This window comes from Amycolatopsis minnesotensis (genome assembly GCF_039529815.1).
In the GTDB taxonomy this organism is placed as follows: Bacteria; Actinomycetota; Actinomycetes; order Mycobacteriales; family Pseudonocardiaceae; genus Amycolatopsis; species Amycolatopsis minnesotensis.
In genome coordinates this window covers 161,785-186,642 of record NZ_BAAANN010000017.1, presented here as the reverse complement: position 1 = coordinate 186,642, position 24,858 = coordinate 161,785, and the positions used below count along the sequence as shown (strand labels likewise).

Below are 24,858 nucleotides of genomic sequence, written 5' to 3'. Positions count from 1 at the left end.
TCCGCCAGCAGCACATACGCCAAATACCACACCACGAACACCACCGTCATCGGGAACACGAACACCCGCAACCGACGACGCAACTCCACGAACTCCGGGCTCGCCTGAACCTCTTCCCACTTGGTGTCCGCTGTGGACTCGTCGTCGAGGCCCTGTTCCGTCGCACTCATCGCGACCCTCCTCGTGCTCCGATCGGGCCTTGACACCAACCTGTCGAGTGATGCACCGATCCGCCTTACTCGTTGAACGTTCATTACCTGAGCAATACGGAGATCATGCCCCTCATACCCGTCGAGCGCGTGTAATCCGTTTGAGTGAATAGGATTACTGAACGTGTATCGAGGAGTGATCAAGATCGGACGTTATGTCCGCTTGTTATCGCGATTGAGAAAATCGCGGTCCTCGCCGGTTCACAGCGCGTAGGGGAACCGCCATCCGGGTCCTCTGTACCCGGCGATTACCCGCCCTTGATCGGCTACTTGCGGTGCCGCCCCTTGCCCATCCGCACCTTCTCCTCGGCCTGCCCGAACCGGGCCACCGCGCGGTCGCGCATGAACCCGAGCGGGTCCGGCGCGTGCAGCCTGAGCATGATCGGGTTGACGTCGACCGGGAGGTGCTTCCGGGTGGCGAGGCTGATCAGCACGGTCACCGCGAACGCGGCGGGCACGGTGATGATCGCGGGCTGCTCGGACCACCACGGCATGTACCAGCCGGTGTAGGAGCAGGCGTTGTTGTACACCAGCGCCCCGAGCACGGAGCCGCCGCCGGTGATCATGCCCGCCATCGCGCCGGGCCAGGTCAGCCCGCGCCACCAGATCCCGAGCACCAGCAGCGGGGAGAACGTGGACGCGGCGAGCGCGAACGTCATCCCGATGCTGATCGAGATGTCCGGCGGCCGCAGCACCACCGCCAGGGTCGCGGCGACCGCGATCACCAGCACGGTCGCCAGCCGGAAGTCCTTGACCCGGCCGGGAAGCATGTCCGTGGAGACCACCCCGGCCACGCTCACCAGCAGCCCCGACGACGTGGACAGGAAGGCCGCGAACGCCCCGGCCGCGACCACCGCGCCGACGATCTGCCCGAGCACGCCGGGCATCATCGCGGACGGCAGCAGCAGCACCGCGCCGTCGGTCTGCCCCGACACCAGCAGCTTCGGCACGTACATCCGCGCGAGCGCGCCGAGGATGGTCGGGAACAGGTAGAACAGGCCGAGCAGCAACAGCACGTGCACGGTGGTGCGGCGCGCGGCCTTGCCGTCCGGGTTGGTGTAGAAGCGCACCAGTACGTGCGGGAGGCCCATCGTGCCGAAGAAGGTCGCGAAGATCAGCGAGTAGGTGCTGAGCAGGTCGTCCGTCCCGCTCGACGAGGGCCGCAGCCAGTTGTCGTTGTGCACCGGCGCGCCCGTGACGACCGGCACCGACGCACCGGCCGGGAAGGTGAGCATGGTCCCTTCGGCGACCTCGTGCTCGCTGTGCGCGAGCCACACGGCCTCGTGGTCGGCGGTGGCACCGGGATCGCGGACCCGCACCGCGGTCAGGTCGTCGACCTGCAGCCGCACGTTCGTCTTGACGTCGATGTGCGCGTTTTCGAGGAACACCGGCGAAGTCGGCGCGGCGAGCGGGGTCGCCCCGTCCGGTGTGCCGCCGGTCCAGAACACCGCGCACAGGGCGAACGCGGGCGCGGCGATCGCGAACAGCTTGAGCCAGTACTGGAACGCCTGCACGACGGTGATCGCGCGCATGCCGCCGCCGATCACGTTGAGCGCCACCAGGATCGTCACCACGATCGCGCCGAGCCAGGCCGGGGTCGGCAGGATGATCGCCAGCGACAACCCGGCGCCCTGGAGCTGCGGCACCATGTAGAGCACGCCGATGAACACCACGAACGCGGTGGAAAGCCGCCGCAGCGAACGGGATTCGAGCCGCGCTTCGACGAAGTCCGGCAGCGTGTAGGCCCCGGACCGGCGCAGCGGCGCGGCGACGAACAGCATCAGGAGCAGGTAGCCCGCGGTGAACCCGATCGGGTACCACAACGCGTCGGCGCCGTCCTTCAGCACGACGCCGGCGACACCGAGGAACGACGCCGCGGAAAGGTATTCGCCGGAGATCGCGGCGGCGTTGCGGCGCGAGCGGACGGTCCGGCGGGCGACCAGGAAGTCGTGCGTGGTGGTGGCGAACCGGGACGAGCGGTGCCCGAGCAGGTAGGTGACGGCCGCGACCATGACGATCGCCACCAGCGCCCACGGGTTCAGCTGCACAACGGAGATCCTCGCACCTGGCTCCTCGGCAGTGCCGAGGTCTAGCTCTCGATCATGTCGACGAAGTCACGTTCGTGCCGTTCGGCGAGCCGGTTGTACCAGAGCCCGGCACCGAACAGCAGGGGAAACGGTACGACGCCGAGCAGCAGCCACGGCACCGGCACGCCGATCACGGACGCGGTGGCGAACCCCGGCAGGAAGAAGAACAGCACGGGAAGCGACCCGAGCACGCCCACCACGAGGAGCGCGAGCAGGAGCCCGGTGCGCAGCTGCGCCTTCACCAGGTCCTTGATCAGCAGCTCGCCCCAGCTCGTCTGCTCCTCGAGTTCGACCCGCGCGCGCAGGGTCGTGGTGCCCTGCCGGGGATCGGCGAGCACGACCCGCTGGCGCCGCGGCGGTTTGACCGGCTGCGCCGGGGTCAGCGGGGCAGGCGCGGGCGGTACCGGCTCGACCGCGGGCGGCGGGCGCGGCGGCAGGTTCTTGCCGAGCGTCGGGTCCGGCTCGCGGACCCCGTCGACCCGGCGCTGGTACTCGTCGGCGGCCACCACGCCTACCCGTTCCGGGCGGAACCGACTAGCCGGTCCTTCAGCTCACGGGTGTGCCGCCTGCTCACCGGCAGGACCTTTTCCTCGTTGCCGATCACGACCTGGTAGCCGCCCTGGCCCATGCGCAGTTCGGTGATCAGCGGCAGCGCGACCAGGAACGAGCGGTGGATGCGGACGAATCCCGCCTTCTCCCACCGCTCTTCGAGCTGGGCGAGCGGGATGCGGACGAGGTGGCTGCCCTCGGTGGTGAACAGCCGCGCGTAGTCGCCCTGCGCCTCGACCCAGCGGACGGTGGACCGCGGGATGAGCTTGGTGGTGCCCGCGAGCTCGACGGGGATGACCTCGTCGTCGTTCTTCACCGGCTCGGCACCGGGCACGGCCTCGGCGATCGGGTTGCTCAGCAGCTTCTCGACGACCCGCTTGACCGCGCGGTCGAGCCGTTCCTGCTGGCACGGCTTGAGCACGTAGTCGACGGCGCCGAGGTCGAACGCGTTGACCGCCTCGTGCGCGTGCCCGGTGACGAAGACGAGCACCGGCGCGGGATCGAGCGCGGCGAACACGCGCGACATCTCCATCCCGGACAGTCCCGGCATCTCGAGATCGGCGAAGACCGCGTCGATCGCCGGGTACCCGCGCTCGCGTCGTCGCTTGACCTCCGGGTCGTCCGTCGACAGCATGCGCAGCGCTTCGGACGCGTCGGACGCGCTGAACACCCGGCGGACGTTCGCGTTGTTCGTCAGGCAGTGCGCGAGTTCGGCAAGCCCGTGTGGCTCATCGTCCACGGCGAGGACGAGGAGCTGCCTGGGGTCTGGGGTGTCATCGTGAGCACTCACAGTGACTCGCATCCTGCCCATTGCACGCCGCAATGTCCAGAGGCAGCACGGCGCGCAGGAAGACGGCACCGCCGCGAGCTGTGCCGCGCCGAACAACCCGCGGCGGCGCCAGGCACTTTGTTGCCAGCTGCAACAAAGTGACTCGGCTCAAGGGAAGCTCACCGGCGGCCCGATGTCTGCCGCCATCCGGGCGACTCACAGGCCGAAACGCGACCACACCGCGCGCTGGCTCACCGCGTCGAGCATCGCCGACGCCGCCGCGGGCGCCGAGAGCCCGAGCTTCGCGAGCAGCGGGCGCTTCGGCTCCGCGATCGAGATCTCCGCGCCGGGGTACCGGTCCTCCAGCACCTCGCGCAGGTTGCCGATCCCGTCCACGAGGCCGAGTTCGAGCGCCTTCTGGCCGAGCCACACGTCGCCGGAGAACAGGTCCTCGGACCCGCTCAGCCGGTCACCGCGCCGCTCGCGGACCCACGACACGAACAGTTCGTGCAATTGGGAGTGCATTTTCCCGAGCCACTCGACGTCCTCCGGCTTCTCCGGGCTGAACGGGTCGAGCCGCGACTTGTTCGCCCCCGCGGTGTGCAGGCGCCGCTCCACGCCGAACCGTTCGAGCAGCCCGCTGAACCCGAACCCGCCGCTGATCACCCCGATCGAACCGACCATCGACGTGCGGTGCGCGAAGATCTCGTCGGCCGCGCACGCGAGCCAGTACCCGCCGGAGGCCGCGACGTCCTCGGCGAACGCGAGCACCGGCACGCCCTTGCGGTCCGCGAGCTGGCGGATCCGCTCGGCGACCAGGCCGGACTGGGTCGGCGCGCCACCGGGCGAGTTGATCAGCAGCGCGACCGCCTTCAGCCGGTCGTGGTCGAACGCGCGGGTCAGCGCCGACTCCACGGCGGCGAGGTTGATCGCCCCCCTGGCCAGCGGGGACGGCGACGGCGTGAGCACGCCGTGCAGTTTCACCACGGCGACCACGTCCGACCGGTCGACGCGGTCCGCGAGGCCCGGGATACGGGAGGCCAGTTTGTCCGTCACGCTCATGCCCCCACCCTAAGCACATCAGCCTCGGCGGGCCGCCCTGTCGTGCCTGCCCGGCTGCGCGGGGGTCTCCCTCGGGGTCTGTTCCGGCACGTCGGCCGGGGACGACGAGTAGTCGGGCAGGTTCGTGCGGACGCCCGGCGCGAACTTCGGCACCCGCAGCGTCACCTTCATGCCCGCGCCGGGCGCGGTCTCCACCATCAGCGCGTACTCGTCGCCGAAGAGCTGCCGCATGCGCTGGTTGATGTTGCCGAGCCCGACGTGCGCGCCGCTGCGGTGCGAATCGCGCAGCTCCTTCAGCCGCACCGGGTCCATGCCGATGCCGTCGTCCTCGACGCTGATCAGCGCCTCGGTGCCGTAGTCCTGCGCGGTCACCGTGACCATGCCGCCGGTCGGCTTGTTCGCCAGCCCGTGCTTGACCGCGTTTTCCACCAGCGGCTGGATGATCAGGAACGGCACCACCACCGACAGCACCTCGGGGGCGATCTTCAGCCGCACCTCGAGCCTGCCGCCGAACCGCGCGCTTTCGATCGTCAGGTAGCGGTCGATGTTGCGCAGCTCCTCGGCGAGCGAGGTGAACATGCCCGAGGTCCGGAACGAGTAGCGCGTGAAGTCGGCGAACTCCTGCAGCAGGTCGCGCGCCTCTTCCGGGTCGGTCCGGATCAGCGAGGAGATCGTGTTCAGCGCGTTGTAGACGAAGTGGGGCGAGATCTGCGCGCGCAGCGCCTTGATCTCGGCCTGCTGGAGCTGGTGCTTGGACTCGTCGAGGCGGGCCAGCTCGAACTGGGTGCAGACGAACTGCGCGACCGCGTCGGCCATCTGCACGATCCGCTTCCCGCGCGACTTCCCGACCACGATCAGCGCGGCCTCGGTGCTGTTCTCCACGATGAGCGGGACGATCACCGCGGTGCGCATCCGGCAGGTGCCTCGGTGGTTGCACGGCATCTTCTCGTGCCCAACGACCTCGCGCCGCGCCTTCCGGATCGCCGACCCGATCGCCTCGACCAGGTCGACGTAGTGGTCGTTCGCCTCGCCGTCCCACGACAGGAGCGTGCCCTCACCGTCGGTGATGCCGACCGCGACGCACTTGAGCAGTTCGAGCAGGCGCGAAGTGATCCTGTCCGCGCTGGTGCCGTCGATCCCCTCGCGCAGGTCGGGCGTGGCCTTCGACATCAGGTAGACCGCCTCGAGCATGGCGTCCTCGATGACGTTGTTCGGCCGCCGCGCGCGCACGATCACCACGACCAGCACGATCAGCGCAACCACGAAGGCGCCCCACGGGATGAGCTGCGCGATCGGCCATTCGGACACGGCGTCAATGCTCTGCGCTACACCATCCAGGTGCAAGGGTTGCTACCCACTTTCTGTGCAGTTGTGACCCCAGGAGGGCGGATTCGGGTAGGTCCGAGTCTAGTGAGGGTGGGGATTGCCCCACCGGACGACCGGCGGCCCGCCCGATGGCTACGCGGTGTGGTGCACGGCAGGGTTTGACGGTGTCGCCGCCGAACGCGGCGACGGGTAACCGGGGGAAGGACGGGAAATGGGGTTTCGGCGGAAGGCGATCGCGGGCGCGGTGGCGATCGGGCTGCTGGGCACGGTGCCCGCCGCGGCCGGCACCGATCCTTTTCGGACCGCCGTGCACGGCCTCGTCGACGCGGGCTTCCCCGGCGCGGTGGCCTACCAGCGCACCGGCACCGGGCACCGCGCGTTCGCCGAGGGCGTCGCGGATCTGGCCACCGGCCGCGCCGCCCTGCCCGGCGACCGGTTCCGCGTCGCCAGCAACACCAAGGCGTTCGTGGCCGCCATCGTGTTCCAGCTCGCCGAGTCCGGCCGACTGTCCCTTCAGGACAGTGTGCGGCGCTGGCTGCCAGGAGTGGTCGGCGGTCCGGGCTACGACGCCTCGAAGATCACCGTCGAGCGCTTGCTCAACCACACCAGCGGCGTCCACGACCCGCGCGACCCGGAGTTCTTCGCGCCCTACCTCGACGAGCACCGGCGCGGTTACGTGTACACCCCGGACGAAGTGATCCGAAGGTCCCTTGTGGACCCTCCGGCGACGGGACCCGAGTACTCCAACACGGGCTACCTGCTGCTCGGCAAGATCATCGAACGGGTCACGCACCACACCGCCGAGTCCGAGATCCGGCACCGGCTGATCGGCCCGCTGGGGCTCACCCGGACCACGTTCCCGCGCTACGACCCGTTCATCCACGGCAGGCACCTGCACGGGTACGACATGAAGAACGAGGACATGACGGTGTTCAGCCCGTCCTACGACTGGACGGCAGGCGCGGTGATATCCACTGTGGACGATCTGGCGAAGTTCCAGCGGGCGCTGCTCGGCGGAAAGCTCGTCGGCGCGGACTCTTTGGCGCGGATGAAGCAGGTCGTGCTCGAAGAGGGCCCGATCGGATACGGCCTCGGGCTCGAACGGCTCACCGCGCCGTGCCCAGGCGGGCGGCAGGTCGTCGCGTGGGGCGGCACCGGCGCCGGGCCCGGCTACTACAGCATGGCCTTCACCACCGACGACGGCTCGCGCCAGGCGGTGCTCGGGCTGAGCAAGTACGACCTGCGCGCGGATGTGACCAAGGTGGGCAAGGTGGCGCCGGCGCCACCGGCACCCGCCATGCTGGCCGCCTTGTGCGGCTGAGGTCGCGCGGGCCCGTCGAGGGGCGGGCCCGCGCTACTTCAGCAGGCGTGACATCCGGCGGTCGGCGAGCGGTTTGCCGCCGGTCTGACAGGTCGGGCAGTACTGGAAAGCCTTGTCCGCGAACGAAATCTCCCGCACCGTGTCGCCGCACACCGGGCACGGCAGGCCCGCGCGGGCGTGCACCCGCAGTCCCGAGCGCTTCTCCCCCTTGAGCCGTGCGGCGGACTGCCCGACGGAGCGTTTCACGGCATCGGTGAGGATCTGCCGCATCGCTTCGGCGAGCCGGTCGAGCGCGGCGTCGTCCAGCTTGCCCGGCGTCGAGTACGGCGACAGCTTCGCGGCGTGCATGATCTCGTCGGAGTAGGCGTTGCCGATCCCGGCGATGAGCGACTGGTCGGTGAGCGCGGTCTTCAGCCGCTCGGTGCGGCCCGCGAACAGTTCGCCGAGCTTCGCGCGGTCCACTTCCAGCGCGTCCGGGCCGAGCCTGGCGATGCTCGGGATCTCACCGGGATCGCGCACGATCCACACCGCGAGACCCTTCTTGGTGCCCGCCTCGGTGAGGTCGAAACCCGGCCCGTCGAGGTGCACCCGCAGCGCGATCGGCCCCTTGCCGCCCGGTTTCGGCGGCGCCGGGGGCAGCGAATCCGACCAGCGCAGCCAGCCGGCCCGCGCCAGGTGCGTCACCAGGTGCAGATCGCCGCACACCAGGTCGAGGTGCTTCCCGTGCCTCGCCGCCGCGGTGACCTCGCGGCCGTGCAGGTCCGTCCACGCGGGACTGACGGTCTTGAGCACCGTCATGGAAGCGACGTCGACGCGGGTGACCGTGCGCCCCGCCGCGTACTCGCGAAGGTGGTGTGCGAGCGCTTCGACCTCGGGTAGCTCCGGCATCGCGTGTCACTCCACTCCCGGGCGCACCGCTCGCCCCGGAGCCATCATCTCATTCCATCGGACGCAGCGGCCCGTCGAAATCGGGCAGCGCGTGCCGTTCGATCGTCTTCGCGATCTTGGTGACCTCGCCGCGGACGGTGAACAGCCCGCGGATGGTGCCGACCCAGCGCTCCGGCGGGTGATCCCCGGTGACGTCGCCGTCGGTCTCGGCGACCACCGTCCACGGGCGGCGCAGCACCCACCGCAACGGGAAGAACACGATGATCAGCAGCAGCAGGAGCGGCACCCAAGCCGGGATCACCACGTCGGTGGGCAGCCACACCACCAGTACCGCGATCAGCGCGAGCGTGACGACCAGCATCCCGATCCCCGGGGCGTAGCTGGCCGCGACGTCGTGCTCGAAGTCGTCGGACCCGTCCGCGGTGGCCGGCGCGCGCCACTCCATCTGCGCGCGGACCGTCCAGTCCCGGCCGTCCTCACCCTGCACCAGCCGGTTCATCCTGTCCTCCCGCGCGACGGCATGAGCCCGTCAACCGTACCGTGACCGGTCGGGCCGACGCGAGGTCGAACTGGTCGTGGCGGGGCAGGTTCCGCTATCCGGATGAGTCGGCTGAGCTGGACGACCTGGACGCAGCCGACGTGCCGGAGCAGGTTCCGCCGGTGGCCCCGCCATCCGTGCCGGCACCGGCCCTGGGGAGCCCGCCGTCAGTGCCGCCCGCGGGCGACGACGTCTGCCTCGGGTGCGGCCGGGTGGTCTTCTTCGGCTTCGTCGACTCGACCGGGTCCGGGCTCAGGCTCGGGTCCGTGGTGATCCTCGGCGTCGAGACGTCACCGGTCGGCTCCGGGTCGCCGGTGCCGGGGTCGATCCTCGGCGTCCCGGTGCGCGACGACGCGGGTGACGACGGCGGCGGCGGCGCGCCCGGCTTCTGCACACCGGGGAGCTGGGGCCCGGTGCCGACGACGGCCTCGCTGGGCAGTTGCCGGTGCTCGCCGGGCGGGGTGGCCGGGTGGTCGCGGCCCGGTGCGGGACCGGCCGCGGCGGGGGCGACGAAGTCGATCACCGCGGCGCCGCCGCGGCGCGGCACCGGTGGCGGCACCGGAAGCTGGCCGGGGCCGGGCCCCGGCGGGGCGATCTGCAGCAGCTGGACACCCTGGTCCGGCTGGGCGAGCTGGTGCGGGCCGTGCGGGTCGAACAGCACCGGGCCGCCTGCCACGCCGAGCGCGCCGACCGCGGCCGTCGACGCGAGCGCGACCCCGACCTGGATCTTCGACCCGACCAGGAATCCCTTGACGGCGGCGGCGAACCCGACGCCGGCGCCGCCGGAGCCCGCGCTTCCCGCGGCGCCGAGCACGAGCCCGGAAGCGGGCACGAGCAGCACCAGCACCCCGGCGTGCGCGCGCAGCGAAGAGCAGACATCCCGCAGCTCCGCGTGCATCGAGCGGCACGAGGCGCAGCCCATCAGGTGCTTGCGGATCTTGCGCGCCTCCGAGCCGGTGACGCTGCCCGCGGTGTAGCCGCCGAGCTTCTCGGTGACGGCGCGGCAGCCGACGTCGGCGGTCCGGTCGACCGCGAGGTGCGCCTGCAGGTAGGCCGCGCGCAGGCCGAGCCTCGCCCGGCGGGCGAGCGCGGCGGTGGCGTTGGCGCTGAGCCCGAAGTGCGGCGCGACGACCGCGGGCTGCTCGCCTTCGACCTCGGTCTGCCACAGCACCGTGCGCCAGCGCTCCGGCAGGCTCGTGAAGGCGGTGGTGATCAGGTTCCGCTCGTCGGTGCGGGAGTTGGTGTCAGCGTCCGCGCCTGCCCTGGTGGTGAGCTCGTCGTCGGTGACCGGCACGTCGCGCCGGGCGCCGTGCCATTCCCAGGACACCCGGCGCGCGACGGTCAGCAGGTAGGCGCGGATGTGGTCGCGCGGCCCGGCGCCGCGGCGCAGCGCCTGCAGCACCCTGAAGAAGGTTTCGGCGGTGATGTCCTCGGCCTCGGAACGGTCGGCGGCGAGGCCGAGCGCGAGTCTGCGCACGGCGGCCGCGTGCAGCTCGAACAGCTCGCCGAAGGCGGCGTCTTCACCCGAGCGCAGCCGTCTGAGCAGGGCCAGCTCGTCTTGCCCCGTGAGCGCGTACTGCGGCACCGTCGCCTGCTCGGTCATCCGGCCAGGCACCTCCTCCCCGAAGGACTAACCCTTTCGGTTGAATGGGGACACCATACGGAGCGAAACCGCTGCCGTCACCCCCTGTGCGCCCGGAGTAACCGCGTTGCCTCCGGACGGGTGGGGCGGGAGGCCGGGGTTCCGGCCGTGTAAGCTCGTCTGCGCGTCGGAAACACGGCGCGTGTGCGGATGTAGCGCAGCTGGTAGCGCATCACCTTGCCAAGGTGAGGGTCGCGGGTTCGAGTCCCGTCATCCGCTCCGGAGAAGCCCGCGGAAACGCGGGCTTTTTTTGATTCTGTCGGATTGCCTGTCCACCCTTGCTCCGAATGCCGCGCCGCCTGCGCCGCGGGATGGAAGATCGCGTTCCCCTGATTGGTCTGCTCGGTGGTCTAAACCATTCCTCGACCGGCTCACACTGTCTTGTGCCGCAGCGTGGCGGCCCCAGCGTGAGGAGTGAGGAATGCGAAGGAAGTCACTCGGCATCGGCGTGCTGCTGACGTCCGTGCTCGGCCTGACGTTCGTCTCCACCGGCACCGCACAGGCCCACGGCTACACCCAGAACCCGCCGAGCCGGGCCTACCTCTGCAAGCTCGGCACCGTCAAGAACTGCGGCTCCATCCAGTGGGAGCCGCAGAGCGTCGAAGGCCCCAAGGGCTTCCCCGCGAGAGGACCGGCGGACGGCAAGATCTGCGCGGCGAACCACAGCGAGTTCGCCCAGCTCGACGACCCGCGCGGCGGCAACTGGCCCGCCACCAAGCTGACCAGCGGCGCGAGCTTCGAGTTCGGCTGGACGCTGACCGCCGCGCACGCCACCACGTCGTTCCGCTACTTCGTGACGAAGAACGGCTGGAACCCGGCCGCGCCGCTGACCAGGGCGCAGCTCGAACCGGCGCCGTTCCTGACCGTGCCGTTCAACGGCAGGCAGCCGTCGAACAACGTCCGGCACTCCGGGACGATCCCGGCCGGGAAGTCCGGGCGGCACCTGATCCTCGCCGTGTGGGACATCGCCGACACCGCGAACGCGTTCTACTCGTGTGACGACGTGACGTTCTGACCCGTGCGCCCGCGGGGAGGACGGCTCAGTCGAGAGCGTCCTCCACCGTGGGCACGGCAGGGGAAAGGAACGGGTCGTCGTGCTCGGTGACCTGCCCCTTGGCCATCCGGCAGACGCGGAACTCGTTGCCCTGGAAGGGATCCGTGTGGTCGCGCAGGTACAGCAGCCCGTAGGAGCCCGGCGCCAGCCGCCCGGTGTGCTCGAACAGGTCCAGTATCTCGTCGCCCCACCGGCCGCGGTGGTTCAGCAGACCGGCGAAGTGCAGGAACGGCGACCCGTTCAGCCAGCGCAGGTCCAACAGCCCGTAGTCGCCGAGGTCACTCATCCGGCGACCGACCCGCTCGACCGTGCGCTTCAGCGACGCGTCATCGCTCTCCGCGCCGGGCGTTTCGGCGATCGCCACCCATCCGTGGTACTCGAACACGCGGTGATGGTAGCCGCCGGTCAGGCCGCTCCCTCGGTCAGACCGCTTCCTTGAACGGATCGTGCTCGGCGAGCAGTTTGTCGAGCCGCGCCTGGTCGACGCGGTTCACCAGGTACGTGTCCTCCTGGCGGTCGCGGATGCACTTCGCCAGCGTGAAGGCCGACGTGACGGTGTAGAGCAGGCCGAGTGCGAGGAACGCGCGCACCCAGCCGTTCACCGGCAGGAAGGCCACCCCGATCGCGACCGCGGCGAGCGCCACCGTGAACGACACGGCGGCCTGGGCGAAGTAGGCGCCGGTGGTCGGCGCGGACGGTTTCGTCATGCTCCTACGGTCGCCCGCCGCGCCCGGAATGTCTTGAGTACCGCTACTCAACTCCCCATCACGAATCGGCAGTTCAAGCGGCGGCGTGCCAGAGGGTCAGGAACGACGAGACCTCGCTGAGCGCCCACCGCCCGACCCTGGCCCGGTCACGGGCGCCCAGTACGTACGGCGTCGCGCGGCGGACGTCGACGACCATCGCCTCCGCGCCGGGGATCAGGTCGTCCATCACCTCGTTCATCGCCCAGCAGGCCAGGTTCGCGACGTCCGGGGTGAGCGGTTCGAGCTTGCAGTACAGCCAGGTCGCGTACGTGCGGCCGTCCCGCTTGCGCAGCCCGAGGTGCGGGCTGACGCCGAGTTCGAAGTCGCCGGCCCGCCACCGCGTGCGCCCGGCCTCGACAACCTCCGGCAGCCGGCCGCGGGCGAACTCGGGGCGCCCCAGGTAGTGCAGCCAGCCGTCCGCCACCGCCGCGAAATGGCTCCGCGCCGCGGGCGGGGCCTGCTCGACGAGCGCCGTCATCGCCTCCTCGTCCATCCCCGCCGCCCGGCCCGCCCTGATCGCGTTCGTCGGACGGCGGTAGAAGTCGAACCCGCCATGAGCCGGGCGCTCGTACAGCCGCCGCGTCTGCCGCACGAACGACGCCCGCTTCGGGCCGGAACCGTTGCTGTAGCCGACGAAAGTCGACAACGTCACGTATGCCACCTCGACCGCCTCTCCCCCGGAAGTTCCCTCCAGTTTAGAACATGTGTTCGAACAATGCACTGGCTGCGGGACCTCGATCTCGGCTCGCGCGGGACTTGTTGAGCGCCGTTCCGCGCCTTCGCGGCGGCGCGGCGGCGCCCATGCCCCGAAGGCGTCCTTCGCGGCGTCAGATTCCCGCAAGGGCCCCTTCGCGGCATGCACTCCGGAGCAGGCCCCGCGAAGGCCACATTCGCGGGGCCTGCTCCGAAGGTCCCCGTGTCGGGACACGAGCGCGGAAACGAGATAGAGGCGTGAACCGCGAAAGCCCAGCACATGCCCTCAAGGGCGCCTTCAGGGCATCCAACGCCGCATTTTCGGCCCTCGCGGCGCGCGGCACGACGGCGCGTGGCATGCCCCGAAGGGCGCCTTCGCGGCGTCACAGTCCCGCAAGGGCCCCTTCGGGGCATGCTCGGCGGACCTCGCCGACCTCTACGGGGGCGTCCTTCAGGGCGCGCGGAGCACGATCCCCGCGGTCGGCACGAGCGCCCCCGCGGCGCGTTTGAACGGCATCCTCATCGCTGTCCTCCACAGGTACGGAGAAGATCCGCGCGCATCCTGCACCGGAGGCGTACAAGCGCCGTACAAACCGGGCGGCGCGGCCCGATCGGACGAGGGCGGTACGAAGCTGCACCACGCGGCAACGGGCCTGCGCGAACGGGTCAGAAGTCCACACGAACGTACGAGTTTCACCCGTTCGCGCTACGGTTGTGCCCTGGGGTGCCGATGGTCCCGGTGAACCCCGCGAGGACACCACGAGGAGCACCAGATGAGTTGGCAGGAAGAGCTGCGACGTCTGGACGCCGATTTGGCCAGCGGCAAGATCACCCAGCACCAGCACCGCAAGCAGCGGGACGAGCTGCTCGCCGCGGTGTCGGGCGGGTCCGCGGCTTCGCCCGTGCTCTCCCCTCGTCAGCACTCCGGCCATCCGGTGCCGCCCGCGCCCGGCCACCCGCAGCACCAGAACCAGTGGCAGGCGGCGAACCCGGCGCCCGTGCCGCAGAGCCGGCCCGCGCCCCAGGAGCCCGGTGCCACGCGGCAACCGCAGCCACCGCAGCCATCGCAACAACAGCAGCAACAACCGCAGCAGCCGGATCCGGCGCCGAGCCACGCGCAGTCCCTCCTGTCCACCGACCGGCCGACGACCGCGCCCAGCCCCGCCGACGTCCGCCCGACGGAATCGATGCCCTACCCGCGAAAGCACGAGGAGCCGACCGTGATCCACCCCGCGGTGCGCCCGCCCGCGCCCCCGAAGCCGTCGCGGGCCCAGGCCGCCTCCCCCGCCCCGACGGCGGCAAACCCGTTCCCGATGGACGACCCGGCGCCGAGCAGGCGCGCCCGCACCAAGCCGACGTGGGCGTTCCTCGCGGCCGGGGTGCTGGTCGTGCTCGCGCTGATCATCGGCGGCACGATGTGGCTCAGCTCCTCCCCTGACGAGCAGCCGCAGAGCGCCCCGCCCCCGCCCCCGGCGTCGGGCCAGGACCAGGCGGCCGCGTCGCTGGAGAACCGGCTCCCGCCGCTGCCGGGCATCGCCAGCGAAGCGAACTCGACCATGACGCTCGACAAGGGCCTGCAGCTGAAGCTGTTCGACCAGGCGGCGCTCGACGCGATGAAGGCGAACGGCGCGCGCGAGGTCGTCTACCGCGGTTCCAGCGACCAGGCCGAGGGCTACATGGTGCTGGTGGTGCCGACGGCGTCGGCGGCGGGCGCCACGAACCTGGTCAAGGCGCTGACCGCCCAGGCTTCCTCGGTCGGTTTCCAGAAATCGCCGGCCAATGCGGAAGCGCTGTCCCGCGAGAGCGATTCCGGCCGCGTGACCGCCTCCTGGTACCGCTCGGGCGACAATGTCGTCGGGATCGGCGTGTCCCAGACTCCGCAGGGCGACCAGAGCGCGCTGGCGGGCAAGTTCGGCGGCGTCGAAAAGGCCCTGACCGGGGTTCTTCCGAAGAGCTGACGACCAGCCCAAAGATCATCGGAAACGCTTCGGTGACGATTCGACCCTCGGCAGCGGGCTCCGCTTCTACCGTGCACAATGTGCGTGGTCACCGCAGGAGTGATACGGGGGCGGTTTCGACCCGTCACCCGTTGGTTCGGAATCTAAGGGGCGCTACGTGTCGTGGCAGGAAGAGCTGCGCAAGCTGGATGAAGAGCTCGCCTCCGGCAGGCTTTCCGCGGACGACTACCGGGTTCGCCGGGACCAGGTGCTGTCCTCCGCGGTCGCGCACGGTGACGCTTCGGCAGGCCAGGGCCCCCAGCAGGGTTTCGCCGCCGCCCCGCAGGGCCCTCCCTCGGTGCCGCAGGGCCCCCCGCCGCAGCAGCAGTACGCGCAACAGCAGCAGTACCAGCAGCCCCAGCAACCGCACCACCAGCAACCGCAGCCGAGCGCGGACTCCACCCAGGTGATCCAGCCGGTCAGCCCGCCGCACGGCGTGCCGTCCGCCGGTGGGGACGGCAGCGCCGAGCGCACCCAGGCGGTCCCCGCCGCGTGGCGCAGCCAGCCGCCCGCCGGCCAGGGGCCGCAGCCGCAGTTCTCGCCGCAGCAGCAGCCCGGCCAGTTCCAGCAGAACCCGTCCTCCCCCGCGAGCGGCTTCCAGCAGCCCGCGTGGAACACGCCCGACAGCGACCTCAGCCCGCCGTGGGCCGGTTCGGACTTCCCGCCGATCGCGGCACCGGGCAGCTCGGAATGGGTCAAGCAGGGCCCGGAGTCCTTCGACACGGAGACCAAGCCGAAGAAGGGCAAGCGGACCGCGATCATCGCGGGCTCCGCGGTCGTCGTGCTCGCGGTGGCGGCGATCCTGTTCTTCACCGTGTTCAACAAGAAGGACGAGCCGGCCAACAACAACGCGGGCGGCGAGACCACCAGCCAGCCGGCGCCGCCGCCCCCGACCTCGCGCCAGGCCGCCGGCCTGCTGGTCATCCCGGACGGGGAAGGCCCCGGCTCGAAGACCTACACGCCCGACCAGCTCGCCAGCGTGAAGCCGCTGCCGGAGCCGGACCTGGTCCAGCTCAAGGCGACCGGGGTCACGCAGGCGCAGTCGGTGCTGTCGAACAGCGGCTCCACCACCGAGAGCCTGTGGGCGTTCACCACCGCCTCGCCGCAGGACCTGATGAGCAAGTTCGTCGCCGACCAGGAGCGGTTCGGGTTCACCGAGGTCACCGCGGCCGCGCAGCAGACCGGCGTGAAGCTCTACACCTCGCAGCAGATGAGCAATGACAAGAAGGTCGTGGTGTTCCGCGGGCACTACGTCGCCGACGGCAAGGTGATCAGGGTCGAGGCGTTCGACGTGAACAGCACGATGGCGCGCCAGAAGTACGACGCGCTGCTCAAGGACCAGCTCGCGCACACCCCCGCGGCGCGATGACGGAACCGGCCGTGCGGACCCGGTCCGCCGACGACCACACGCCGACCTCGGTCCGGGTCGCGATCGTGCTCTACGAGAACTCGCTCGACGAGCTGTGGCGCTGCCTGCGCGCGGTGCGCAGGACGGTCGAGAACGCGATCGCGAACCCGGCCAACCCGCTCGGCGTGCTGTGCATCGCGATCGGTGACTGCTCGGACCGCGCGCTGCTGGGCGAGCAGGACCTCGACGACCTCCGCGACGGGCTCGACGAGTCGGTTTCGGTGGAGTACCGGTGGTTCGCGAAGAACCTCGGGCACAGCGCCGCGTGCAACGCGCTCGCCGAGGACGCCCGCGAGGACACGCTGCTGTTCCTCAACCCGGACACCTACGTGGCGCCGAACCTGCTGACCACGCTGGTGCGCAGCCTGCACACCTCGGACGTGGTGGCGGCCGACGCCAGGCAGATCCCGTGCGAGCACCCGAAGCACTACGACCCCGTGGTCGGCGACCAGAGCTGGGCGAGCGGCGCCTGCCTGCTGGTCAGGACGTTCGCCTACTGGCAGGTCGACGGGTTCGACGCGAAGACGTTCCCCTCCTACGTCAACGACGTGGACCTGAGCTGGCGGCTGCGCCTCTACGGCGGGCGGGTGGTGCACGAGCCGCGCGCCGTGCTGTTCCACGACAAGCGCCTCGACCGCGCCGCTGGCGTCCGCCCGACCAGGATCGAGCTGTACGAGGGCCTGCTGGGCAGGTTGCTGCTCGCGACGAAGTACGACCGCGCGGACATCGTCCGTGAGACCATCGACGTGATCCGCGAGCACGGCAGCGAGGAGCAGCGGCGCGCCGTCACCGAGTTCGAGCGGCGGCGCAAGCGCAAGGAGCTGCCGTCGGCGGTGCCGGGCGGGGCCGCGGTCGCCGAGTTCGTCGACGGCGAGTACGGCCGCAGACGATTCTGAGAGAGAGCCTTGGGCGAGTACGCATTCAAGTTCACCGAGCAGGGTCCCTACGGCGCGGCGGTCCGCCTGCTCGAGGGCAGTGACCTGCGCGGCAAGGTCGTGCTCGACGTCGGTTGCGGCGCGGCCGCGATGGCCGCGCCGGTGCGCGCGCTGGGGGCGACCTACGTCGGGCTCGACGTGGACGCCGACGCCGTGTTCAAACTGGTGGAGCTGGGCTTCGAGGGCCACACCGCCGATCTGACCTCGCCGGAGCTGACCGGGACCGTGCGCGACGTGGTCGCGGGCAGGCCGGTCGCCGCGCTGCTGTGCCTCGACGTGCTGGAGCACGTGCCGGACCCGGCGGCGGTGCTGGGCGCGTTCACCGACGCGCTCGGCTCGCAGCAGGACGTCGAACTGGTGGTGAGCATCCCGAACGTCGGGCACGTCGATCTGGCCAGGCAGCTCCTGTGCGGCCGCTGGAACATGACCGACACCGGCCTGCTCGACCGCACGCACCTGCGCTTCTTCACCGACCGGTCGGTGACCGAGCTGATGAGCTCGGCCGGCTGGTACGAGGGCGCGCGCGAGGACTTCCCGCTCGCCGAATCGGACCAGCACGTGGCGCAGCACCCCGCGTTCGGCACCGAGACGAACCTCGGCGCGCTGATCGGCGCGGTGCGCTCGCGCGTCGACGGGTACGGCACGGTGAACCAGTTCGTCCGCCGGTACCACCGCGGCGCGCCTCGGCAGCCGGAGGCGGCCGCGACCGCGCACCGGTTCCTGAGCGTGGTGGTGCGGACGACCGGTACCAGGAAGCAGACGCTGACCGAGGTGCTGTGCTGCCTCGCCGCGCAGACCGACCTGGACTTCGAGGTCGTGCTCGTGGTGCACGACCTGTCCAAAAAGGACGAGGTGCGCCGTCTCGTCGACGAGTTCGAGAGCAATCTTTCGCACCGGGTGCGGGTGATCGGCTGCGACGGCGGCGGGCGGGGCCGCCCGGCGAACCTGGGGCTGCGCGAGGCGACCGGCGACTACGTGGTCTTCCTCGACGACGACGACCTGGTGACCGCGAACTGGGTGGAAGCGATCCACCGCGGCGCCGAGGCGCATCCCGGCATGGTGGTGCGCGGCTGGGCCGCCGAGCAGAACCGGCGGTGGGCGGCGCGCGAGGAGCTGGCCGACCACGCCGCGAGCGGGCCGCTGCTGCCGACGTACACCACGGCGTTCGACCTCGTCGGGCACATCCGGCAGAACCGCACGCCGTTCCACTGCTTCGCGTTCCCGCGCGCGCTGGTGTCGCTCGGGTTCTCCTTCGACGAGACGCTGACGGTGTGCGAGGACTGGCACTTCCTGATCAGGGCGGCCTCACTGTGCGGCGTGCACGACACCGGCAAGCTCACCAGCATCTACAACCGGTGGTCGAAGGACTCGTCCTCGCATTCGGTGGATTCCGACGAGTGGAACGTGATGCGGTCGTTCATCCACGTCGCACTCGACGAACAGCCGCTGCTGCTGCCGCCCGGCTCGGTGCGCCAGCTCGACAAGACGCTGGCCGCCCGCGAAGAGGACCAGCGCACCATCGGCGCGCTGCGGGCGGAGCTGGCCGCGGTCCGGGCGCAGCTCGACGCGCTGGCGCAGGTGTCGAACAACGCGCACGCCGCGATCGGCGAGCTGCGGGACTCCGCGTCGTGGAAGGCGAGCGCGCCGCTGCGGGTGGCAGGCCGGACGGGACGCAAGCTGGCCGACCGGCTGCGCGAGCGCTGAGGACCCGCAGGTCACCCGCGTGGGTGACCTTGTGGCGCGTCGGTGCACGAAGTCCCCGCCCGGACGCCCTTCTTTGCAGAGCATCGGAGGCGAGAGGAGGCTGCCCGTGTGGGTTCAGATAGCCATCGTCGCGCTGCTCGCTGTGGTGTTCCTCGTCCGCCTCGCCGTGTCGTTGCGGAGGAACGATCACAGCGGCTGAGCCGGTCCGCGCCTTCCGGGTGTGGCGGCTGGCGGAATTCGCCGAGCGGGAGCGCTACCGCACCCTGAGCGGCTTCAAGCGCGTCCCTTCCCGCGCGGGGTGACCAGGCCGGATTCGTAGGCCAGCACGACGAGCTGCGCGCGGTCCCGCGCGCCGATCTTGGTCATGATCCGGCTGACGTGGGTACGCGCGGTCGCGGTGGAGATCACGAGCTGGGCGGCGATTTCGTCGTTGGAGAGGCCACCGGCGACGAGGCCGAGCACCTCGCGTTCGCGGTCGGTGATCTGCTGGACGGCGGTGGTGTCGATGCGCCGGTTTTCCGGGCGCCCCACGAACTCCGAGATCAGCCTTCGCGTCACCGTCGGCGCGAGCAGTGCCTCGCCGGAGGCGATCACGTGCAGCGCGCGCAGCAGTTCGACGGGCTCGATGTCCTTCAGCAGGAACCCGCTCGCGCCGGCCCGCAACGCCTCGTAGACGTACTCGTCGACGTCGAAAGTGGTCAGCACCAGCACTTTCACGGTTTCGAGTTCGCGGTTCGCGGTGATCTGCCGTGTCGCTTCGAGCCCGTCGACGCCCGGCATGCGGATGTCCATCACGACGACGTCCGGCCGGTGTTCGACCGCCAGCGCGACCGCGCCCGCCCCGTCGCTCGCCTCGCCGACGACGTCGAACCCGTCCTCGGTTTCCAGCAGTACGCGGAATCCGGCGCGCACGAGCGCCTGGTCGTCCGCGAGCACGACCCGGATCACGGGTGCTCCCCTCTCAGCTCGACCGCGTGCCGCGGCCGGTTCGTGATCAGCACGTCGACCCTGGCGTCGGCGAGGAACCGCCGCAGGCTCTCGTCGTCGTCCACGGTCCACACCATCGCGAACCGGCCCGCGCGGGCGCACTGCGCGAGCACGCCGGCGCGCGCGATGCGCTGGTGCACCGCGACCCCGCCGGCACCGCACGCCTTCAGGCGGCGCGCGGGGAACAGCTCGGTGAGCCGCACGCGCGCACGGTGCCACCACGGCGAACCGTCCAGGTTCCGCCCGAGCGACAGCGCGGTCCGCACCTCCGGGAAGTCCCTGCTGACGCGGGCGATCGAGACGTCTTCGAGCGAGGTCACCACGAACCGGTCGCCGAGCAGCTCCTTCGCCAGTTCGACGATCTCGTGCTCGTCGCCGATCTCCTTGAGATCGAGGTGCGCGATCGCGTGCCCGGCGAGCAGGCCGAACACCTCGCGCAGCAACGGCGGCTCGTAGCCGACGCGTTCGCACAGCCCGGCGTAGGTCAGGTCGCCGAAATCGTCGTGGTACACCACGAGCCTGCCGTCGGCGGTGCGGCGGATGTCCAGCTCGACGTACTCGGCCCCGGTTTCGACCGAACTCTGGTACGCCTCGGCCGTCGCGGGCGGGTACTCCTCGGATCCGCCGCGGTGCGCGGAAATCGCGGGTCTCACCGGCGCCGCCTCGATCTGGTGAGCTGCGGCGACGACGCCCTGATCCGCCGTTGCAGCACCACGCCGACGCCCGCGAGCACGAGGAACGGCACCCACACCACCAGGTAGACGAGCCAGTAGTGCCCCATGTCGAAGATGGACCACTGCTCGTCGACCTCCCGCCCGTTGAGCCCGAAGAACGCCAGCAGCAGCGCGGGCGGCAGCGCCATCAGCGAACCGGCGCCGAACAGGCCGGACATCAGGCGCGCGCTCCGCTCCTGCTGCTCACCCGCCGCGGCCTCCAATGTGGACAGCCGCGTTTCGATCACGGCCTGCAGGCGTTCGAGCATGCGCGAGGTGTTCGCGAGCCCGTGATCGAGGCCGACCGCGTCGCGCAGCGAGGACTGGAAGCCCTCCACCACGGACTCCGGGATCAGCACGCTGTCGATGTAGGCCTCCACGCCGAAGCTCAGGTCGAGCTGCATTTCGTTCAGCTCCGAGGACAGCCGCGAAACCAGCGTCCGAGCGTCCTCAGTGGACTCCAGCATGGCGTCCGAGTTCGTGGTCAGCGAGGCGAACGCGGCGCGCCGCACGCGTTGCACCACTTCGAGCGCGGCGACCAGTACGAGCACGCCGACGACGTAGGTGTTCTCCAGCTCGTCGCCCCAGGTCTCCACCTCCACGCCCCAGCCCGCGGCGACCGACACCCCGCGCCCGTGCGCGACGATCGTCTGGCCGGGGTTGTTCAGCCCGCCGGGGATCCGGATGCCGCTGGCGATCTGGCGGGTGCCGCGGTAGATGACCTGCGCGGCGGCCGGGGACAGCCGCTCGGGATGGGAAAGCTGGTCGGCGTGGAGCTGGTCGAGGAGCGCCCCGCCGGGGAACACCATCTGGTGCACGTCGCGGCCGAACTCCAGCGCGCACTCGGTGTCGACCTGCGCCGAAGCCCAGTCCAGCAACGGCGTCGCGTCGACCGTCAGCTCTCCGCGCCGGAAGCACGTGGTCGCGAGCATGCGCGCGACGAACTCGGTGGTCGCGTCGGGCCCGATCTCGACGTCGAGCATCAGCGTGAGATCACCGCGCGGGGTCACCGTGAGGATCGCCCGCACACTGGTCAGCCCGAGCGGTCCGGCACCGGCGAGACCGGCAACCGGGTAGTCGAACACCACCCGCGGCAGCAGCGACTCGGACGCTTCGAGATGCGCGGTGAACCGGCCGTAGTCGTACAGCTCGGACAACGGGCTCGTGTCCGGCAGCGAGGCCCGGTTCGTCAGCCCGTACACGAGCACCGCCCTGGTACCGGCGTGCACTACTCGCCCCCTTCCACCGGCAGCACGGCCCTGACCTCGAACCCGTCCACCACGGCCGCCGCCAGCACCTGCCCGCCGAGTGCCTCCGCGCGCTCGCGCATGCCGCGCAGGCCGTTCCCGGCCTTCGGCTCGCGCGCGCCCATCCCGTCATCGTGCACCACGAGCTCCAGCATGCCGTCCGCCCGCGAAAAGCGGACGTCCACCACCTTCGGCTGGTTCGCGTGGCGCACCACGTTGGTCAGCGACTCCTGCAGGATGCGGTAGGCGGCGGCGTCCGTCGGCGCGGGCAGGTCGCCCGGCGAGCCGTGCACCCGCACGTGGAGCCCGGTGGCCCTGGTGTGGTCGAGCAGCTCCGCCATCTGCCGCAGGCTCGGCGCCGGCGCGTGGGGCTCCGCGCCGCGCAGCACCGCGAGCGTGGCACGCAGGTCGACGAGTGCGGCGGCACTCGCCTCCTTGATCGTCCGCAGCGCCTCCTTCGCCTGGTCAGGACGCCGGTCCGCGACGTGCGCGCCGACCCCGGCCTGCACGTTGATCATGGCGAGGCTGTGCGCGACGACGTCGTGCACCTCGCGCGCGATGCGCAGCCGCTCCTGCTCGGCGAGCCGCTGCTGGTGCTCCGCGGCGCGTTCCCTCGTCGCACGGATCGCGCTGATCCTGGTCCGCACCGCGGTCGCGATACCGATGACGGCGACCATCAGCGTGGGGAAGATCGCGGCGGTCGCGTTCAGTTCGAGCCCGCCGCGGACGAACTGCGCGACGAGCCCGGCGACCACCAGCCCGCCGCCAGCGAGCCCCGCGACCAGCGGGCCGCGGTGCTTCGTCAGCAGGAACAACGCGATGGCGGCGAGCAGCAGCACCGGGCCGCCGGGATAACCGGGCCAGAAGTACGTCCAGCCGAGCACGCCGGAGAGCAGGAACGCGGTGAGCGGGAAGCGGCGGTTCAGCAGCAGCGGCAGCCCGGCGCAGACGAGCCAGGCGTAGCCGAGCACGTCCAGCGGCCTGCTGTCGTGCCACTGCTGCCAGTGCCCGAACACGGTCGTGGCCCCGACGACGAACGCCGTCGGGGCCACCGTGAGCAGCACGTCGCCCACGGTGGGGATTCGCCTGCCCTCGTGATCGCGGAACACCTTGAAAAGCTACTTCACCAGCGCACTCGATGCGTCCGCTCGAAAGCGGCGCTTTGGCTACGTCCTTGGCAGTACGGCCCGTCGAGGCACGGCCCGCACCAGCGCCACCGCGAGCGCCGCGCCGCCGAGGAGCTGAACCGCGGAGAAGATCAGGTGCGGCGCCGAGGCGTGCGCGAGCGGCTTGGCGGCGACCGTGACGAACAGGTCCCAGAAGGCCCACGAGAACATCGCCGCGGCCGGGACCCACGCGAGCACCGCGGCCGCCCAGCCCCTGGTCAGCGCGATGGCGACGACGGCGAGCGCGAGCACGCCCCGCACCGCGTTCATCGCGGCCTGCGAGAGCGAGTCCACGTCACCGCCCCAGAACCCGGCGCCGAACGCCCATGCCACGTGCACGGCACCGGTCCCGGCCGCCACGAAGACACCCGCGTTCACCGGCACCCGCAGGCCGTCGAGCAGGTGGCCCCAGCGCTCCTTCGCGTACAGCGTGAACGCGGTGAGCAGTGCGAAACCCTGCCAGGCGAACCCGCCGTAGACCACCGCCCACACCCAGCCCCGCAGCGGCAGCTCCGCTCCCGGCGCGAGGAGGTCGGGGACGAAGAACCCGATGCCGAGCGCGATCGGCGCCAGGAACCCGGTGCCGACCCAGATCGGGAACAGCACCAGCGGCGCCGGGAGCCGCCTGCCCCACGGATATGTCAACGCGAACGCCAGCAGGATCGCGACGGCGTCCATGCCCGCGGTGAACGCGTTGCCGACGTCCATCGCCGGCGAGTCCAAAAAGGACCCGTCGCGCAGGCCGATGGTGCCGCCGGTGAGCCAGGAGACCTTGAGCACCAGGTAGGGCAGGGCACCGAGGACCGTCGCGTAGCAGGCGATGAGCCGGGCGGTGCCGATCGTCGCGCGGGTCGGCGACGGCGAGCGGATGAGCGCGTCGGTGGTCATGCGCCCAGCGTCGTCGCGCTTTCGCCGGGGCGGCTCCCGCCGTGGACGGGGCGCGCTCCCCCTCAGGAGGGAAAGACGGGCAGCTTCGCGCGCGTTTCGTCGTCGGCCGGGGTGTAGGTGGCCATGGTGATCTCGGAGCCCTTGCCGAAGTTCAGGTACGCGAAGTCGAACTTCAGCAGGCCGACTTCGGGGTCGAGGAAGCGCTTCGTCATCACCCTCGCCGAGGTGACGTCGTGCTGGTTCCAGAGCCGCTCGAAGTGCTCCGACTCCGCGCGCAGCCGCTTGACGAGGTTCTTCCACGCGGGTTCGGCGACGTGCCCGGCCATCGCCGCGCGGAACCCGGCGACCGCGCGCGGCAGGTTGGTCTCCCAGTCCGGCAGCCTGCGGCGCCATTCGGGGTTCGCCACGCACTGCAGCAGCGTGTTGCGCTCCTCGAACGGGAGCGCGTCGATGTCGCCCATCAGCCAGTTGTAGGTGCGGTTGTAGGCGAGGATGTCGCACCGCGCGTTCTTGACCACCGCGGGGAACGGTTCGAGCTGGCGCAGCATGGCCTCCACCGCGGGAGTGACGACGCTGCACTCCTTCTTCACCGACGGCGCCGTCGCGCCCGCGAGCGTGAAGAGGTGGACCTTCTCGTACGGGTCGAGCCGCAGCGTGCGGCAGATCGCTTCGAGCACCTGCTCGGAGGCGTTGATGTCGCGGCCCTGTTCGAGCCAGGTGTACCAGGTGACCCCGACACCGGCGAGCTGCGCGACCTCCTCGCGGCGAAGGCCGGGCGTGCGGCGGCGCCCGGCGGGCGGCAGGCCGACCTGGTCCGGGGTGATGCGCTCGCGGCGGCTGCGCAGGAAGGCGGCCAGCTCGCGACGGCGCACCTCGTCGTTCGAGTGCGCTTGCCGGGTTTCCGGTACCCGTACGGCGGTGGTCATGCA

Annotated in this window: 24 protein-coding genes and 1 tRNA gene; 7 read left to right on the top strand and 18 right to left on the bottom strand. The window is 70.9% G+C overall.

Translation table 11 applies throughout. The features are described 5' to 3' along the window. The 6 genes from ABD256_RS22475 to ABD256_RS22450 all read right to left on the bottom strand — a co-directional run. Nucleotides 1-170, bottom strand: a 170-nt coding sequence (locus ABD256_RS22475; protein WP_344422072.1) for a DUF485 domain-containing protein, incomplete at its 3' end; no start/stop codon positions are given. Between the two features lie 305 nt (nucleotides 171-475). After that, nucleotides 476-2,257 (bottom strand): sodium/solute symporter, encoded by a 1,782-nt coding sequence (locus ABD256_RS22470; protein WP_344422033.1) that lies wholly within the window; start codon nucleotides 2,255-2,257, stop codon nucleotides 476-478. 41 nt (nucleotides 2,258-2,298) lie between these two features. Next, nucleotides 2,299-2,802 (bottom strand): hypothetical protein, encoded by a 504-nt coding sequence (locus ABD256_RS22465; protein ID WP_344422031.1) that lies wholly within the window; start codon nucleotides 2,800-2,802, stop codon nucleotides 2,299-2,301. Nucleotides 2,803-2,807: 5 nt separating this feature from the next. Next, on the bottom strand, nucleotides 2,808-3,647 hold the full coding sequence (locus ABD256_RS22460) for a LytR/AlgR family response regulator transcription factor (RefSeq protein ID WP_344422028.1): 840 nt from the start codon (nucleotides 3,645-3,647) through the stop codon (nucleotides 2,808-2,810). Between the two features lie 183 nt (nucleotides 3,648-3,830). Then, nucleotides 3,831-4,676 carry a S49 family peptidase gene (locus ABD256_RS22455; protein WP_344422025.1) on the bottom strand — a complete coding sequence of 282 codons (846 nt, stop codon included), beginning with the start codon at nucleotides 4,674-4,676 and terminating at the stop codon, nucleotides 3,831-3,833. Between the two features lie 18 nt (nucleotides 4,677-4,694). After that, nucleotides 4,695-5,993, bottom strand: coding sequence for a sensor histidine kinase (locus tag ABD256_RS22450; RefSeq protein ID WP_344422069.1), 1,299 nt, complete (start codon nucleotides 5,991-5,993; stop codon nucleotides 4,695-4,697). Nucleotides 5,994-6,213: 220 nt separating this feature from the next. Here ABD256_RS22450 and ABD256_RS22445 point away from each other — a divergent pair, with 220 nt between their 5' ends. Then, entirely contained in the window at nucleotides 6,214-7,323 is a 1,110-nt protein-coding gene (locus ABD256_RS22445; RefSeq protein WP_344422023.1) for a serine hydrolase domain-containing protein, read from the top strand. Between the two features lie 33 nt (nucleotides 7,324-7,356). On the opposite strand, the gene ABD256_RS22440 is transcribed toward ABD256_RS22445, so the two are convergent. From ABD256_RS22440 to ABD256_RS22430, 3 genes are all read right to left on the bottom strand, one after another. After that, the gene (locus ABD256_RS22440; RefSeq protein ID WP_344422021.1) at nucleotides 7,357-8,211 is read right to left on the bottom strand and encodes an Fpg/Nei family DNA glycosylase; all 855 of its coding nucleotides are present in this window, start codon (nucleotides 8,209-8,211) and stop codon (nucleotides 7,357-7,359) included. Between the two features lie 49 nt (nucleotides 8,212-8,260). Next, nucleotides 8,261-8,710, bottom strand: a complete 450-nt coding sequence (locus ABD256_RS22435) for a DUF983 domain-containing protein (protein WP_344422018.1) — start codon at nucleotides 8,708-8,710, stop codon at nucleotides 8,261-8,263. 94 nt (nucleotides 8,711-8,804) lie between these two features. Next, nucleotides 8,805-10,352 (bottom strand): sigma-70 family RNA polymerase sigma factor, encoded by a 1,548-nt coding sequence (locus ABD256_RS22430; RefSeq protein ID WP_344422015.1) that lies wholly within the window; start codon nucleotides 10,350-10,352, stop codon nucleotides 8,805-8,807. Between the two features lie 185 nt (nucleotides 10,353-10,537). Here ABD256_RS22430 and ABD256_RS22425 point away from each other — a divergent pair. Further along, nucleotides 10,538-10,610 (top strand) — tRNA-Gly (locus ABD256_RS22425). Between the two features lie 202 nt (nucleotides 10,611-10,812). After that, nucleotides 10,813-11,406 (top strand): lytic polysaccharide monooxygenase auxiliary activity family 9 protein, encoded by a 594-nt coding sequence (locus tag ABD256_RS22420; RefSeq protein WP_344422012.1) that lies wholly within the window; start codon nucleotides 10,813-10,815, stop codon nucleotides 11,404-11,406. A gap of 25 nt (nucleotides 11,407-11,431) precedes the next feature. On the opposite strand, the gene ABD256_RS22415 is transcribed toward ABD256_RS22420, so the two are convergent. The 3 genes from ABD256_RS22415 to ABD256_RS22405 all read right to left on the bottom strand — a co-directional run bounded on the left by ABD256_RS22415 (nucleotide 11,432) and on the right by ABD256_RS22405 (nucleotide 12,843). Next, nucleotides 11,432-11,830: an Imm7 family immunity protein gene (locus tag ABD256_RS22415; RefSeq protein WP_344422009.1), complete on the bottom strand. Its 399-nt coding sequence runs from the start codon at nucleotides 11,828-11,830 to the stop codon at nucleotides 11,432-11,434. A 37-nt stretch (nucleotides 11,831-11,867) separates the two neighbouring features. After that, entirely contained in the window at nucleotides 11,868-12,152 is a 285-nt protein-coding gene (locus tag ABD256_RS22410; protein ID WP_344422006.1) for a YiaA/YiaB family inner membrane protein, read from the bottom strand. 73 nt (nucleotides 12,153-12,225) lie between these two features. Beyond that, nucleotides 12,226-12,843: a hypothetical protein gene (locus ABD256_RS22405; protein ID WP_344422003.1), complete on the bottom strand. Its 618-nt coding sequence runs from the start codon at nucleotides 12,841-12,843 to the stop codon at nucleotides 12,226-12,228. Between the two features lie 814 nt (nucleotides 12,844-13,657). Here ABD256_RS22405 and ABD256_RS22400 point away from each other — a divergent pair. From ABD256_RS22400 to ABD256_RS22385, 4 genes are all read left to right on the top strand, one after another. Further along, a complete protein-coding gene (locus ABD256_RS22400) occupies nucleotides 13,658-14,842 on the top strand; it encodes a hypothetical protein (protein ID WP_344422000.1) in 1,185 nt (394 codons plus the stop codon). 157 nt (nucleotides 14,843-14,999) lie between these two features. Then, nucleotides 15,000-16,250 carry a hypothetical protein gene (locus ABD256_RS22395; RefSeq protein WP_344421997.1) on the top strand — a complete coding sequence of 417 codons (1,251 nt, stop codon included), beginning with the start codon at nucleotides 15,000-15,002 and terminating at the stop codon, nucleotides 16,248-16,250. Between the two features lie 11 nt (nucleotides 16,251-16,261). Beyond that, complete coding sequence (locus tag ABD256_RS22390; RefSeq protein WP_344421994.1) at nucleotides 16,262-17,185, top strand: glycosyltransferase; 924 nt, start codon at nucleotides 16,262-16,264, stop codon at nucleotides 17,183-17,185. A gap of 9 nt (nucleotides 17,186-17,194) precedes the next feature. After that, nucleotides 17,195-18,928 (top strand): glycosyltransferase, encoded by a 1,734-nt coding sequence (locus tag ABD256_RS22385; RefSeq protein ID WP_344421991.1) that lies wholly within the window; start codon nucleotides 17,195-17,197, stop codon nucleotides 18,926-18,928. A gap of 273 nt (nucleotides 18,929-19,201) precedes the next feature. On the opposite strand, the gene ABD256_RS22380 is transcribed toward ABD256_RS22385, so the two are convergent. From ABD256_RS22380 to ABD256_RS22355, 6 genes are all read right to left on the bottom strand, one after another. Next, nucleotides 19,202-19,876, bottom strand: a complete 675-nt coding sequence (locus ABD256_RS22380; protein WP_344421988.1) for a response regulator — start codon at nucleotides 19,874-19,876, stop codon at nucleotides 19,202-19,204. After that, nucleotides 19,873-20,568: a glycerophosphodiester phosphodiesterase gene (locus ABD256_RS22375; protein ID WP_344421985.1), complete on the bottom strand. Its 696-nt coding sequence runs from the start codon at nucleotides 20,566-20,568 to the stop codon at nucleotides 19,873-19,875. The genes ABD256_RS22380 and ABD256_RS22375 overlap by 4 nt, the downstream gene beginning before the upstream one ends. After that, nucleotides 20,565-21,857 (bottom strand): hypothetical protein, encoded by a 1,293-nt coding sequence (locus ABD256_RS22370; RefSeq protein WP_344421983.1) that lies wholly within the window; start codon nucleotides 21,855-21,857, stop codon nucleotides 20,565-20,567. The genes ABD256_RS22375 and ABD256_RS22370 overlap by 4 nt, the downstream gene beginning before the upstream one ends. Next, nucleotides 21,857-22,984: a sensor histidine kinase gene (locus tag ABD256_RS22365; RefSeq protein WP_344421980.1), complete on the bottom strand. Its 1,128-nt coding sequence runs from the start codon at nucleotides 22,982-22,984 to the stop codon at nucleotides 21,857-21,859. The genes ABD256_RS22370 and ABD256_RS22365 overlap by 1 nt, the downstream gene beginning before the upstream one ends. Nucleotides 22,985-23,041: 57 nt before the next feature. Beyond that, entirely contained in the window at nucleotides 23,042-23,929 is an 888-nt protein-coding gene (locus ABD256_RS22360) for a hypothetical protein (RefSeq protein WP_344421977.1), read from the bottom strand. A gap of 62 nt (nucleotides 23,930-23,991) precedes the next feature. Then, a complete protein-coding gene (locus ABD256_RS22355) occupies nucleotides 23,992-24,855 on the bottom strand; it encodes a helix-turn-helix transcriptional regulator (protein ID WP_344421974.1) in 864 nt (287 codons plus the stop codon). Nucleotides 24,856-24,858: the final 3 nt, after the last annotated feature.